Source organism: Piscinibacter defluvii, from assembly GCF_004011805.1.
GTDB lineage: Bacteria > Pseudomonadota > Gammaproteobacteria > Burkholderiales > Burkholderiaceae_C > Piscinibacter > Piscinibacter defluvii.
In genome coordinates this window covers 1-13,518 of sequence record NZ_RCHJ01000031.1, presented here as the reverse complement: position 1 = coordinate 13,518, position 13,518 = coordinate 1, and the positions used below count along the sequence as shown (strand labels likewise).

The window sequence follows — 13,518 nt, the reverse complement described above, 5'->3', positions numbered from 1 at the left end:
GTCTCGGCGAGAAGCGATCTGCCGAGGTGCGCCTCAGGCTGCTTGATACTTTGATAACCCTTATTATCAAAGTAGTGGATTTAGGCCGACAAACCCCCTCGATTTGGGGCACACTTCGAGAAACTTGTTCAGCGACAAGCACTTGGGCACTATCGAAGGAGCTCCCTCCTGCGAGCGTCCCTCGAGCCCCTGTCGTGCCGGCTTCTCACCCCATGAGCACCGAAACCCTTCGCCTCAGCCACGCCCACATGGCCTACGTGCGCTGCTGGGCAGAGGGACTCGAACTGGTTCCTGCTTGGAACCGCTATCTCTACGTGAACGGTGCCGGCGACGCGAGGCGCGCCCGAGGCGAGCTCAGGCGCCTGCTGGACGAACTGCGCGCCCTTGCCAGAGCCCACGGTAGGCCGGAGATCGCGGCCCTCCTGCGCAGGGATCCCGAGGCCATACCCGACGGCACGGGCTCTCGGATCCCGACGCTGGAGGAGTTCGCAGCCGATCAGCCGGCGGATTACTACAGCGAGGCCGAGCTGATCGCGTTGCACCAGGAGCGGTACGGGTCTGCGGACGCACGCAGTGCGGCGCGGCGGCGTCAGCGGTTGCGGGAGCGGCTGGTTCAGGCAGTTCAGTGGCTCACGAGCGTCGGCGCACGAGCCCCCTCCCCTGACGATGCGGCGAGCGCCTGGCTGGACGAGCGTGTGGCGCGCCGCCTCGAGGCGGTAGGCATCCTGACACTGCGGGATCTCGTCTTCTGGATCAGGACGAAGGGATTCCACTGGTACCGCCACATACCGAAGGTCGGCCCGGAAGGAGCGTCTCGCCTGGTGCGTTGGATCCGCGAGCACGAAGACTCCCTGGGCGCGCTGCCCTCGCCGGCACTCGCGCCGCTATCGCAGATCGACACAGTCGCCCTGACTCCGCCGCCTCGTGTCGGAATCGTTCCGCTGGAACGATTCCGGCCACCAGCCGAGCGCGATGGGTCGAGAGGCACGAACCGCGCATCACCCGACCGCTGCAAGGTGGCCGCGTCGAACGACTACGAGGCGATCCAGGCCTGGCTGCGATTGCGCGTGGAAGGTACTCACACCTGGCGCGCGTACCGAAAGGAGGCCGAGCGCTTCCTGCTGTGGGCCGTCATCCATCGGCGGAAGCCGCTGTCTTCGCTGGACGGCGACGACTGCGTCTCCTACCGAGACTTCCTGGCCTCGCCTGGTCCCGAATGGACCGGCCCCAGGAACGCCCGGCGATGGTCGGAAGCGTGGCGGCCGTTCGAGGGAGCGTTGTCGGTGCGCTCGCAGTCGACCGCCATGACCATCGTGCGATCGCTGTGTGAGTGGCTGGTGCGCCGGCACTACCTGGACTCGAACCCCTGGGACGACGTACCGGCACGCCCAGATGCACCGTCGATGCCGCAGCTGCGGGCGCTCTCGCGGAAGCAGTGGCAGCTGGTCCAGGAATGGATCCACGAGGAATTGGTCGCGGCGCCCTCCCCTGCCCTTCACCGGCTGAAGTTCATCCTGGACTTCGCCTACATGACCGGAATGCGGCTGGCAGAGCTTGCGTCGGCCGAACTCGGATGGCTTCGCCACGAACAACTGGACGATGGCGAGTGGGTCTGGTCGATCATGGTTCTGGGCAAGCGCAAGAAGTGGCGTGAGGTGCCCTTGCCCGATCCGGCAGTGGAAGCTCTACGGGCCTATCTGCGGTCGCGCGGACTCGATCCGGATCTCCTCGCCAACGACCCGAAGGCCCCTTTGGTCGCCAGGCTTGGAGAGGAATCCCCGCTCTCGGCGGCGCGGATCTACGAGATCCTGGCGGCCGGGTTCGAGCGGTGCGCCAACCACGTTCTGGCGACGGACGGACGGGCCGCCGAGCAGATCCGCGCGGCATCGACCCACTGGCTTCGACACACGTACGGGTCGCACTCGGCGGCACGCGGCGTCCCACAGGACGTGTTGCAGGCCAATCTCGGCCACGAGAGCCTTGCCACGACATCGATCTACGTCCGCGCAGAGAAGGCGAGACGCCATCGCGCCGTCCGTGACGCCTTCGGCGATGGCGAACCAAGGCCGGACTGAAGGCTGGCGCGGCGTGCGGATCGTCGGTCTGTCCGTCCCGGAACACCTGGCCATCGATGTCAGGTTCGAGGACTCGTCACACCTCAGGATCCGTTTCGACCCACAGCGCCTGCGCGGAGACCAATCGAGACTGCTCGACGTGTCCGAGTTCTTCCGTGCGGCGCTCGCTGGGGGGACGGTCGTCTGGCCTTGCGGCTACGCTGTGGACGCGGATGTCGCGCGGATCAAGGCCGACGAGGGACCGGAGTGGGTGCCGCTCTGACGGGTCGGATCGCCATGCGAGTGGCAACCCGGTTGCCAACCCCAAATGCAGCGCGCCGGTGAGCTATTCCTCGATCGAGCGGGCGATCGCTTCCAGCAGCTTCTCCAGCTTCTCCTCCGGGACGACACCCGGTGCCAGTTCGACCGTCACCCGCCCTGCCCCGTCCCTGCGCCAGCTGCCCACCGACTTGCCACCGACCTTCAAGGTCGTCGGCTTTGCCGCCGCAGGCTCTTCCGTACGTCCGATCAGCGCCTCGACGACCGCCGCCGGGGCCAGCCGCTTCCCCTGGAGCCTGAGCTTTTCCGCACGCCTGAGTACGCCCTTGCGGTCGGCCTCGAACGCGCTGGCGATGAGTTTCGCGTGACGATGCTGGATCTCGATGGGGGTCCTGAAGCACTCGATGACCGGAGGTGGCAGATCGGCCACCAGGAGGACGTTGGCAACCCAGGTGTGCGAGACCCCCAGTGCCTCTGCGAGCCGCCGATTGGATGGGTACAGCCCTGCATCGAGCGCCCGCCTGTACATCGTGCCCTGCTCGAACGGAGAAAGATCCGCGCGCTCGCGGTTTTCGCGGTCCATCGCCGAGAAGAGCTCGTGGTCGGTGAATGGCGCCGTCTCGACCATGGCCAGGACAGGAAGGCCGAGTTCGCTGCAAGCCCTGTGGCGCCTGTGGCCGAACACGATTTCGTATCGCCCGGCCTGTTCCGGCAGCGGCCGCACAGCGATCGGCTGCACATTGCCTCCGGCGACTTCGATGTCCTGCTTCAGTCGCAGGAAGTCCGCGTTGCCGAAGGAGTCCGCATGGCGGTTCGCCCAGCGGCTCGGGACGATGCACGCCGGGTCCAGCTTGCGGGTCGGTACAGACCCCTCGTGCTCCTTCAGTCGCTCGCGAAGCTTGCCGAGCTCACCTTCCACCGCCAGCATCTGCCCCCGGAACTGCAGCATCTGGCCAGGCCCTGTCTTCGCCGACGGGCTCGGCGCGGCGGGTGGGAATCGGGTCTGCGCTTCGGCCGCAACCCCAGCTTGGCCTGCTTCGACCGCCGGCCGTCCTTCCGCGGGGGACGGCGGCTGCGCGCTGGCCGGAATCTCGGGAGGCAATTGCAGGCCTTCGGTCACTGCAAGCAGCTTCGATTTCGTGCTCATTCCCCTGCCCCTCCTGACTGGCAACCTGGTTGCCACGAACCATGTTCAGCTCGCGCGTGGTGCATCTTCATCTGCCTTGCCCTCCGCCGGCGCGTCGAGCCCGCCAGGACTCGACGGCCGACTCCTCGACCAGATCCACGAACCGGTCGTACGCATCTACGGCCCGCTTGTAGGTCTTCGCGGATCCGTCGTACTTCTGGACGTCGTAGACCGTGGCGAACTCTGCGGCCTTGTTGCTGGTGACCGAGGTCTTGGGAATCTCGACGGGAAGCACGAACTCGCCGTAAGTCGCCTGGATCCACTGCCTGACCGCAGGTGCTGCGGCGTCGGCCTGGTCGACGCGGCTGAGGAGCACGTGGAGGAAGTCGAACACCTTCCGCGCGCCGCCCTTCTCCTGCTGATCCAGGTTGCTACCCAGATCGGCGAGAAGACTCCAGAACTGAGACGAACTGGCGAAGTCCAGTCCGGAAGGAGGGACCGGAACAACGATGCCGTCCGCCGCCCAGAGCCCGTTGATCGTGACGTAGGACAGCGATGGCGGCGTGTCGATGATGATGATGTCGTAGAGGTCCCGCACGGGCTCCAGACCGGCATTCAGCACGTCCCAGAAACGGAACGTGGGATCGTTCATCTGGCGAGCCGGCAGAGCGAATTCCGCAGAGAACAGGAATGGCGCCGCAGCAACGAGATCCAGGCCATCCCAGTACGTGGAGCGGATCGCAGGGGTGATGTCGCTGGTCTCACCGGAACAGAGCGGCGCGACCGTCATCTCCTCGCTCACCTCGGCCTCCGGCAGCAGCCCGTTGAGCGTCGTGAGCGAACCCTGGGGATCCATGTCGATCGCGAGCACCCGGTGCCCGCGAAGGCTCAGCCCCTGGGCGAGGATCATCGCGCTCGTCGTCTTCGAAACCCCACCCTTGAAGTTGGCGACGGCTATGCAGATGGCTCTCTGGCCGGCGGGTCGCATCTTCTCGCTTCTGTAGGTACGACTCCATCGCCGCACCTCCGGCAGACTGAACTCACGCTTGCCGCCCGTCGGCGTCAGTTGCCCGACCGGAAGATCACCCTTCGAGATCCGGTAGTTGACATGCGCCTTGTCGACGCCGCACAGCGTTGCCACCTGCGACGCCGAGTAGAGAGGCGAGACCTTCTTGGCCTCGGGCGCCAGCAGGCGGCCTCGGATCTGTTCCACCATGCTGGTTGCACGGTTCGCAAGGGCCTGGATGCGCTGGATGTCGATCAGCGCGCGCGGAGCGACCGATGATGTGGAGGAGGGCGCGGCAACCTGGTTGCCAGGCCTGCTCACCTGTGTCGCTGAATCAGCCGTTGTCGCCAAGATTTCGCCTCGTTCGATGCTTTCCGGCAAGTGTACCGAAAACCGTCGAATCGCTGCAAAATGGGCGATCCGTCTGAGACCGACGGAGTGTGAGACTCTTTGGGGACCCCGAACTCAGCGACGCCTGACGCGACCCTCAACTGTGAGAGCTTTTGGGGATGTTGGGAGCTGGCAGGGCGGCTTCGGAGAGCCGATCTTTCGGTCGTACCAAACTACGCCGGTGAATCGCTGCAGATTTGTGCATTTTGGTGCGACCAAACTGACCTGTACCCCAAGTCCACTCACCGACATCCCCAAAAAACCTCCGCATCGACGCCGCCGCACCCCAAGTCCACTCCGGGAGGTGCCCAAGAAGTCTCCGGAACATCCCCATATCCACTCGCTCCTCTGGCGCCAAGTGACTGTCGGACAACGCTTTTTCCGCCCCTACAACTCTTCAATCTCTCAAGTGTGATCTTCAAGATAGCAAGGCGACCTTGCGGCCGCCCGTGGTCTACTGTGATTTGACACACTCACAATACCAAGCCAAGATGGCATTCCGCTAGTTCTCTAAGTCGCGCTGATGGAGTCGGATCCAGAAGACCAAGTGCCGCCCCACGGTAGAAAGAGACGATCCAGATCCGCAGCTGTTGCGACGCGTCCTGACGAACAGTCCGTCGCGAAAGCGAATGAAGCTATTGCCATCAGGCCGAAGCGTGGAAAGCTGACGTTGCTGTCGAGGCGGATCTACAACGTCTTCCTCTATCACGCACAGCGGCAAGGGGTCGACAACCCCGCGTACACCATCAACCTCGCGGAGTTGATCGGCGACGCACGATTCACGTCGAACAACACCGAGCTGCTCAAGTCGCACATCCGCGACATGCAGGCAACCACCATCGAGTGGCACACAAGCTCGGGCGCATCCCGGAAGTGGACATCGACTCAGCTGCTCGGGCCTGTCGTCATCCATGAGCCTGGTCGTGGCCAGGCGTGCACGATCACCTGGACATACCCCGAGCCGATACGCGAGCAGCTCCTCAAGCCTGCACAGTACACACGGGTGCTGCTGGAGATCAGTTCCCAGATGCGCAGCTACGCTGCCGCCGTGTTGTACGAACTGGGGGCGCGGTACCTGACGTCGCCAGGTCGAATCACGATGCGGGAGGATGTGATCTGGTGGGCCTCCGTGCTCACCGGCCGCAGCGACATCGAGAAGGTCGACTACCGGATCCTGCGACGCGACACCATCAAGAAGGCGCTCGTCGAACTCGACACGTTGTGCGAGGACTTCCGTATGGAGGTCGTCGAGCACAAGCGAGGTCGGAAGGTCGAGGAGCTCCAGTTCCGGATCATCCCCAAGCCGCAGGCCAGTCTCGACGGCATGAAGGACACGACGAAGAACGTGTTCGACCTCCAGCTGGTCGAACGCTTGATCGCCCTCGGGATCAAGCGTGCGGATGCGCAGGATCTGTACGCAGTGACCGACGAAGGTGTTCTTCGTGCGACGGTCGAGCATGTCGAGCAGCGAATGAAGAGTCAGACGCTACCGGAACTCAAGTCGCCCGCTGCCTATCTGCGGGACGCACTGAAGAAGCAGTACGCGGGTCACGGCGATGACAGTGACAAGCCGGTAGAGAGACCGGCCCCCGCGCCGAGCGTCACCGAGAAGCTCCAGCAGCTGCGCGACGAGTGGCAGCATGCAAGAACCAACAGGGCACGTGTGCTGTTCGGCGAAATGACGGAGAGTCAGAAGTCCGAGCAGTTCGCGAAGTTCGAAGCGGACAAGCTGGGCGAACTGGCCGCGCCGATCGCCAAGGCCTGGCGCACCGATGGTGTGAGAAGCCGTATCGCGTCGAGCACCTTCTATCGCTGGCTGGCCGAATCCCTCTGGCCGGGCGAGGTGACGACGGAGCAGTTGCTGGAATTCGCCATCACTCGAGAGAGTTGACCGCAGGAAGCCAGGCAAGGAGCGGCATCGTTTCGCCCGCACGACAGGCACACCCCTGTCCGGCCCGGATGTTCCCGAACTTGTGCGGATCGAAGGTCCGGCCATTCGGCCAGAGGGCAGAATGCAACGAGAACAATATTGAATTGAAGGGCAGCAGGTGGGAGGCACCAGGCCAATTCCGATAGTCGACGTATTCGCCGGACCTGGTGGACTGGGCGAAGGGTTCTCGTCCCTCACCGACGAGCGCGGTCAGCGAGCGTTCCGTCTCGCGCTTTCCGTCGAGAAGGAAGCGGTTGCCTGCCAGACGCTTCGCCTCCGCGCCGTTCGCAGGCACCTGGCGGAGGCCGGAGACCTCGACACCTACTACGAACTCCTTCGAGGTGGCATCGATCGCGCCACGTTCGACGGGCTTCCGATGGTCCGGGAGGCGTTCCGCGAGGCCAGCGAGGAGGTGATGAATGCCGAACTCGGGAAGTGTCCGGCGGTCACCGTCGACTCGCGGATCCGGTCGGCCCTCGCCGGTGAGACGGACTGGGTCCTGATCGGCGGGCCGCCATGCCAGGCGTACTCGTTGGCGGGTCGGGCCAGGCGAGCAAATGACATCGCCTTCGAGGCAGACGAGAAGCACTTCCTCTATCGCGAATACCTGCGCATCATCCGTGCGCACGCACCGCCGGTGTTCGTCATGGAGAACGTCAAGGGGCTGATCTCCTCTCACCACGGGGGAACGCCGATGTTCTCTCGCATCTGCAGGGACCTTGCGGCACCGGCGAAGGGCCTCTCCTACGAAATCCGGTCCCTCGTGAAGCGCGACGAAGTCTTCGGCCTCGTCCCCGACGACTACATCATCGAGGCGGAGCGCTACGGAATCCCACAGACGCGACATCGCGTGATCCTTCTCGGAGTCCGATCCGACCTCTCGCGTCGGCCTTCGAAACTCCTCGTCGAAGCCGCCCGGCAGGTCACGGTGGGGCAGACCCTGGCGGGCATGCCGAGGATCAGGAGCCGCCTGTCCCGAGGCGCCGACTCCGCCGAGGCTTGGCGCGATGTCGTACGAAGCGCGCCGGCGACGGTCAGGGGATGGGGCGTCGGCGGCGAGCGGCAGGTCATGGCCGCGATGAGCGCTGCGGCCACGGTGGCGTCGGAACTCGACGATGCCGGTGGAGCCTTCGTGCGTAAACGTGCGAGCCTGACTGGCGCGCCCAAGGAACTCTCGGCCTGGCTGGATGCACCCGGGCTCGGTGGAGTGATCCAGCACGAGGCGCGTCAGCACATGGCCAGCGATCTGGCGAGATACCTCTTCGCTGCAACGTTCGCGCAGGAGTTCGGCCACGCGCCCAAGCTCGAGAACTTCCCAGTAGCGCTACTTCCCGATCACGAGAACGCGAGGGACATCATCGAGCGCCGAACGCCCTTTCCTGACAGGTTCAGGGTGCAATGCGCGCACGGACCGTCGAGCACGATCGTCTCGCACATCGCCAAGGACGGTCACTACTACATCCACTTCGACCCGACCCAATGTCGCAGCCTCACAGTGCGCGAGGCTGCGCGCCTGCAGACGTTCCCCGATGACTACTTCTTCGAGGGAAACAGGACGCAGCAGTACACGCAGGTGGGAAATGCCGTTCCTCCGCTCCTCGCGAGACGCATCGCGGAGGTGGTGCATGGTCTCATGCGATCCCGCGCAGTCCAAGCGCGTGAACGCCCGGAGAAGCTGGCAGAGGGAAGGGCGGCATGACAGCCGGGACCGGTTCGCAGCCGGGAGACACGGCATTCAAACCGAACCCCGAGCAGGCCGAGGTCATCGACGCACCGTCGGAGGCCTGGTTGCTGGTCGTGGCCGGACCTGGAACGGGTAAGACGCAGGTCGCGGCCATGCGGCTCGCGCACCTCATCCGCTCGGGCCTTCTGCCGGCGCAGATCCTGGTTCTCAGCTTCTCGCGGAGCGCGGTGGCGACGCTGACCCGCCGCATCGCCGGCCTGCAGCTCGCCGACGGGCATGTCGTCGAGGACCTGCGGCACCTGGCGATTCGCACCTTCGACTCCTGGGCGTTCCGCATTCTCCGGCAATGCGGTGCCGCCGTACCGGAACTCCTGGGTCGCCAGCACGATGACAACATCGTCGCGGCGACATCGGCTCTCGCCGACGAGTCCAATGCGATCGTCGCCGATCGGCTCGCCGGTATTCGCCACGTGATCGTCGACGAGTTCCAGGATCTGCCCGGAGTGCGGGCGGACATGGTCATCGAGCTGCTCTCCCGGCTCAATGCGGAAGGTCGGCGTGTCGGCTTCACGGTCCTCGGCGACCCAGTCCAGTCGATCTACCGATGGGCGGCCCGAGCAAGCGGACATGGCGCAGCCGGTGATCCGTGGGAGAGGCTGAAGACCCGGATGGCTTCCGGGCTGCGCGAGGTCTCGCTGACCCGCAATCATCGGTCCACCGAAAAGCTCGCCAGCATGGCGGCAAGCCTGCGGAAGATCCTGCAGAGCGAGGACCTGACCGCACCGAAGAAGCTGGCCGCCATGCAGCGGTTCCTCGAACGGATCCCGGGCATGCCGGCAGGAACGCAGCTCAGCCCCGATTGGCTCGCGAGCCTGCCGGCGGGCTCGGTGGCGATCCTGACGCGCACGAATGGCGAAGCCTTGCGCGTGGTGAAGATGCTGCTCGGCGATCAGGTCGAAGGCCCGGCAGTGTCGGTGCGACTCCGGACAGCGGGCGAGACGCCATCGGCTCCCGCCTGGATCGCGTCACTCCTCTGGCGCTTCAAGCCGCAGAACGTCGCCAGATCGACGTTCGAGACCGTCTACCGGAAGACCCTGGAAGAGTTCGATCCGGACGCGCGCACGGCTCTGAACATGCCATCCCTCCAGGTGTGCTGGGCAAGGCTTGCGCGCGCGAGCGGCGCCAGCGACGACGCCTCGGCGATCGACATGGGAGATCTGCGCGAGCGCCTGGCATGGCCGGATTCGTTCCCCGACGATCAGACGACAGAGCAAGCCGCTGTCTACATCACGACCGTCCACCAGGCCAAGGGAATGGAGTTCGACAACGTCTCGCTTCTCGACCCTCGCGCCAGGAAGAACCAGAAGGAACCCGAGGATCCGCTGGAACTCGCGAACGTTGGATTCGTCGCGGTGACACGGGCGGGCAGGGTGCTGAACCGGATACCGTCCGATTCCGTGTATGCCGGGCCGTTCGATGAATCGCTCAGAACCGGACGAAGTCGATTCGCGATGCTCGGCTCACCCGGCAAGACCGGAAGAATGACGAACTTCCAGTTCGGCCTTGCCGGTGACATCGATCCTCACAGCCTCGTGGACGCTGAGTTCCATGGCGGCGACGAGCAGGTGACCGAGCTGCAGCAGATGCTTGCGTCCAGAGCGGCGCAGCTTCGCGGACACAAGGTCATCCTGAAGCGGCTGGATTCCGATGAAGAGGAATCGCGCATGCGCGACGCGCGATGGGAGATCTGCCTGCAGGAAGGCACCAAGGCGGGCCGGAGGCTCGCACGGACCACCCAGCAGGTGACCGACGATCTCCTCGCGTACCTGTGGAACGAAGGACTGTGGTTGCCGAACACGATCTTCAATCTCCGCATCGGCGAGATCGTCACCCTTTGCGCCCGTGGCGACATGGCCGAGGCGGTCCCGGAACCCTGGCGGTCAAGCCGCCTTTGGCTGGGTATCACGCTCTTCGGCACGGGTGACTTCAAGACCTGGAAGCGCAATGGCAAATGACCACAAGCCGCAGGAGCAGGTGAGGGCGGATCTCGCCGAGCTGGCGAGCGCACTGCTCATGGGTCCGCTGGCTCCCGACGAGATCATCGAGTCCGCACCTGTGGACACCTACCTGACCGGCATCCTCTGGCCGCGCGGCGCACCCGTGGACGGAATGGACGACGACGCCGGGCTCGACAGCGGCAGTGATCCGGCGTCGGCGGTGGAGGCCTCGGTCCCTGGCTATCGAGCCATCCGTCCGTGCTCGATCGGGATCACGTTCGCCGTGGCCAAGGAAGCGACGATCACGATCGGCCTGGGGGAAACCTCCCGGTACGTGCCGGTGGAGCTCGACCCGGATGCGAAACCGGACCCCACCGCCGGCACCGCAGCGCCCAAGGGTGCACAGGTCCGCAAGGCATGGAAGCGCAGTCAGCTGGGCTATTCGGTCCGTCTGTCGCCTGCGCAGGAGTCGGGAACCCTCCGCATCAACCAGTTCGTCGACGCGCAAGGGGCCGGCATCACGGACAAGCGCCTTGCGCTCCACGTCCGAAGGCGCGTCGGACCTGCGCAGCATGTCTACACCGTGACCCTGATCAACGAGGAGACCGACGACGAGGATGCCGGGCCCCGTGACGCGCGTTGCCTGTTCCAGGCGGGCATCGTGATCGAAGCGACTGTCGGCGAGTCGCCCGGCATCCAGCCCCGGAGTGCGCCGCCGATCACGGGTGGCGACGAGGACTCGCTGGTGAACTCGCTGCTGTACCGGGACGTGCGCGAGTTCGCAGTGGGCCACGGTGTGGCCGCCACATGGCCGCCGGATGCGACCGCGGCCGTCGGCCATGTGCGCACGGCATGGCTGCCCGAAACCCGCGTGCTCGGAACAAGTCCTGACGGTCACGCCTTCCTCGACGAGTTCAGGACCTCCTATCCGGATGCGCTGAAGGCCGAGTTCCTGTCGCGGGAGTCCGAACGTGCGGCAGTCGTCGCGGCACTCGCGGCATTCGCGGATCGGTATGCGGAGTGGATCGACCGGTTCCTGCGCGCTCGCCTGGAGGAATTCCGTGGCGATCTGCGGGATGCCGCCGACCACAACCTCGGAAGATGCAGTTCGACCCTGGACCGCATCCGGGCTGGCGTGGACATGCTCCGCAGCGATGACGCCGTCTGGAGCGCCTTCGCGTTGGCCAATGCCGCGATGGATCGGCAGTCGCGATATCGAGCCAAGGAGCATCCGAGACCGCTCCAGTGGCGTCCATTCCAGCTGGCCTTCATGCTGCTGGTCGTTCCCGGCCTGGCTGATCCCAGCCTTGACGATCGCGAATGCATGGACCTGCTCTGGTTCCCGACCGGAGGCGGCAAGACCGAAGCCTATCTTGCGCTGACTGCCTTCCAGATCTTCCACCGGCGGCTGACCGACGGACACCGTCGCGAGCACGGTGGTGTCGACGTTCTGATGCGCTACACGCTGCGGCTGCTGACCGTGCAGCAGTTCCAGCGCGCCGCATCCCTCATCTCCGCGTGCGAGGCGATCCGCGAGTCCGACAAGCGTCTGGGTGACGCGCGCATCTCGCTCGGGCTCTACGTCGGCGGCGAAGCAACGCCCAACCTGATGGAGGATGCGCGGGAGGCGCTGGACCAAGAGCACGCTGACCAGAAGCCCAAGTCCACGCCGCGGCAACTGCTCCGCTGCCCGGTGTGCGGCTCGGAGCTCAGGGGTACCGCATACCGGGCCGATCCGCTGCAGCCACGGATCGACATCACGTGCAGCCAGAAGGACTGCGAGACGGGCGGCCGGCCGCTGCCCGTTCTGACCGTCGATGCCACCATCTACGAGTCTCCACCGTCGCTGCTGATCGGGACCATCGACAAGTTCGCACAGCTACCGAGGCGAACCGACATCAGGCGCATCTTCGGCCTCGATGGCGGACTGCCGCCGGGGCTCATCATCCAGGACGAACTGCATCTCATATCGGGACCGCTCGGATCGATGGCGGGTCTCTACGAGACGATCGTCGATCTCGTCTGCACGCGGGGCAAGGTGCGGCCCAAGGTGATCGGCTCGACAGCCACCATCGGCCACGCGGCCGAGCAGGTGCGTGCCCTCTTCGACAGGAGTGTGCTGCAGTTCCCGCCACCCGGATTCGATGCGTCGGACTCCTTCTTCGCGGTGCGCGATTCCACCGGTCCCGACAGACTCTACGTCGGCATCCCGACGGCAGGGCGCAGCCCGAAGTTCGCACTGCAGGCCGTGATCGCGGCGCTGCTCCAATCGGCGGCGACGCTGGCCGAGAGAGGCAAGGCCGATGATGCGTCGATCGATGCTTACTGGACCTGCGTCGCGTACTTCAACAGTCTTCGAGAGCTGGGCGGTGCCTATGTCCTCATGCAGGACGACGTCCCCCGCCAGATGCAGTTCCTCGCGGGGCGTCTCGCCTCGAAGAGGCGCGATCTCGAGCTCGAACCCGAGGAGCTGAGCAGCCGCAAGTCGTCGCGCGAGTTGCCGGGTCTGCTCCACGCGCTCTCGACGACACTCGCGCAGTTCAAGGCCGATCCGTTCGAATTCGCTGCGCCGAAGGACGCCGTCCTGGCTTCGAACATGATCTCGGTCGGCGTGGACGTGCCGCGGCTCGGGCTGATGGTCGTCAACGGGCAACCCAAGTCGACTGCCGAGTACATCCAGGCCAGCAGCCGGGTCGGTCGCGGCATCCCGGGCCTGGTGATCACGCTATACAACTTCGGACGGCCCAGGGACCTGTCCCACTTCGAACACTTCCGCAGCTATCACAGTGCGCTCTATCGAAGCGTCGAGGCCACGAGTGTCACGCCATGGGCGCCGCGTGCCAGGGACAAGGCGCTGCACGCAGTGGTCGCCTCCGTCGTGAGGCACCTTGTGCCCGGTCTCGGAGGGGACGAAGACGCGACGCGTTTCGATCCCTCCGGTCAAGCGGTCCGCGATCTGGTCCAGGCGATCCTGCTGCGCGTGTCAGCCGTCTCCTGTTGGCGCCGACTGAAATTTGACCCACTTGAGAGGATCGTGCCGATCGAAATTTGA

At 65.2% G+C, this 13,518-nt stretch carries 8 protein-coding genes; 6 read left to right on the top strand and 2 right to left on the bottom strand.

The window, feature by feature from the left end; genetic code table 11:
- The first annotated feature begins 212 nt into the window (after nucleotides 1–212).
- Together D9C15_RS30315 and D9C15_RS30310 are read left to right on the top strand one after the other, a co-directional pair.
- Nucleotides 213–2,075 (top strand): site-specific integrase, encoded by a 1,863-nt coding sequence (locus D9C15_RS30315; RefSeq protein WP_128003232.1) that lies wholly within the window; start codon nucleotides 213–215, stop codon nucleotides 2,073–2,075.
- A complete protein-coding gene (locus tag D9C15_RS30310; protein WP_128003230.1) occupies nucleotides 2,053–2,337 on the top strand; it encodes a hypothetical protein in 285 nt (94 codons plus the stop codon). The genes D9C15_RS30315 and D9C15_RS30310 overlap by 23 nt, the downstream gene beginning before the upstream one ends.
- Nucleotides 2,338–2,400: 63 nt before the next feature.
- Here D9C15_RS30310 and D9C15_RS30305 read toward each other — a convergent pair whose 3' ends face one another.
- Both D9C15_RS30305 and D9C15_RS30300 read right to left on the bottom strand, forming a co-directional pair.
- On the bottom strand, nucleotides 2,401–3,480 hold the full coding sequence (locus tag D9C15_RS30305; RefSeq protein WP_240668656.1) for a ParB/RepB/Spo0J family partition protein: 1,080 nt from the start codon (nucleotides 3,478–3,480) through the stop codon (nucleotides 2,401–2,403).
- Between the two features lie 67 nt (nucleotides 3,481–3,547).
- Entirely contained in the window at nucleotides 3,548–4,786 is a 1,239-nt protein-coding gene (locus tag D9C15_RS30300; protein ID WP_128003228.1) for an AAA family ATPase, read from the bottom strand.
- A 592-nt stretch (nucleotides 4,787–5,378) separates the two neighbouring features.
- Here D9C15_RS30300 and D9C15_RS30295 point away from each other — a divergent pair.
- The 4 genes from D9C15_RS30295 (at nucleotide 5,379) to D9C15_RS30280 (ending at nucleotide 13,518) form a co-directional block, all read left to right on the top strand.
- A complete protein-coding gene (locus tag D9C15_RS30295; RefSeq protein ID WP_128003226.1) occupies nucleotides 5,379–6,746 on the top strand; it encodes a replication initiation protein in 1,368 nt (455 codons plus the stop codon).
- A 157-nt stretch (nucleotides 6,747–6,903) separates the two neighbouring features.
- The gene (locus tag D9C15_RS30290) at nucleotides 6,904–8,484 is read left to right on the top strand and encodes a DNA cytosine methyltransferase (protein WP_128003224.1); all 1,581 of its coding nucleotides are present in this window, start codon (nucleotides 6,904–6,906) and stop codon (nucleotides 8,482–8,484) included.
- On the top strand, nucleotides 8,481–10,484 hold the full coding sequence (locus D9C15_RS30285) for a UvrD-helicase domain-containing protein (RefSeq protein ID WP_128003222.1): 2,004 nt from the start codon (nucleotides 8,481–8,483) through the stop codon (nucleotides 10,482–10,484). The genes D9C15_RS30290 and D9C15_RS30285 overlap by 4 nt, the downstream gene beginning before the upstream one ends.
- Nucleotides 10,474–13,518, top strand: coding sequence for a helicase-related protein (locus tag D9C15_RS30280; protein WP_128003220.1), 3,045 nt, complete (start codon nucleotides 10,474–10,476; stop codon nucleotides 13,516–13,518). The genes D9C15_RS30285 and D9C15_RS30280 overlap by 11 nt, the downstream gene beginning before the upstream one ends.

Excerpts from the sequence above, each read along its gene's own strand:
- D9C15_RS30285 (WP_128003222.1), top strand. The coding sequence starts at position 8,481 with ATGACAGCCGGGACCGGTTCGCAGCCGGGAGACACGGCATTCAAACCG.
- D9C15_RS30280 (WP_128003220.1), top strand. The coding sequence starts at position 10,474 with ATGGCAAATGACCACAAGCCGCAGGAGCAGGTGAGGGCGGATCTCGCC.
- D9C15_RS30295 (WP_128003226.1), top strand. The coding sequence starts at position 5,379 with ATGGAGTCGGATCCAGAAGACCAAGTGCCGCCCCACGGTAGAAAGAGA.
- D9C15_RS30315 (WP_128003232.1), top strand. The coding sequence starts at position 213 with ATGAGCACCGAAACCCTTCGCCTCAGCCACGCCCACATGGCCTACGTG.
- D9C15_RS30310 (WP_128003230.1), top strand. The coding sequence starts at position 2,053 with ATGGCGAACCAAGGCCGGACTGAAGGCTGGCGCGGCGTGCGGATCGTC.
- D9C15_RS30305 (WP_240668656.1), bottom strand. The coding sequence starts at position 3,480 with ATGAGCACGAAATCGAAGCTGCTTGCAGTGACCGAAGGCCTGCAATTG.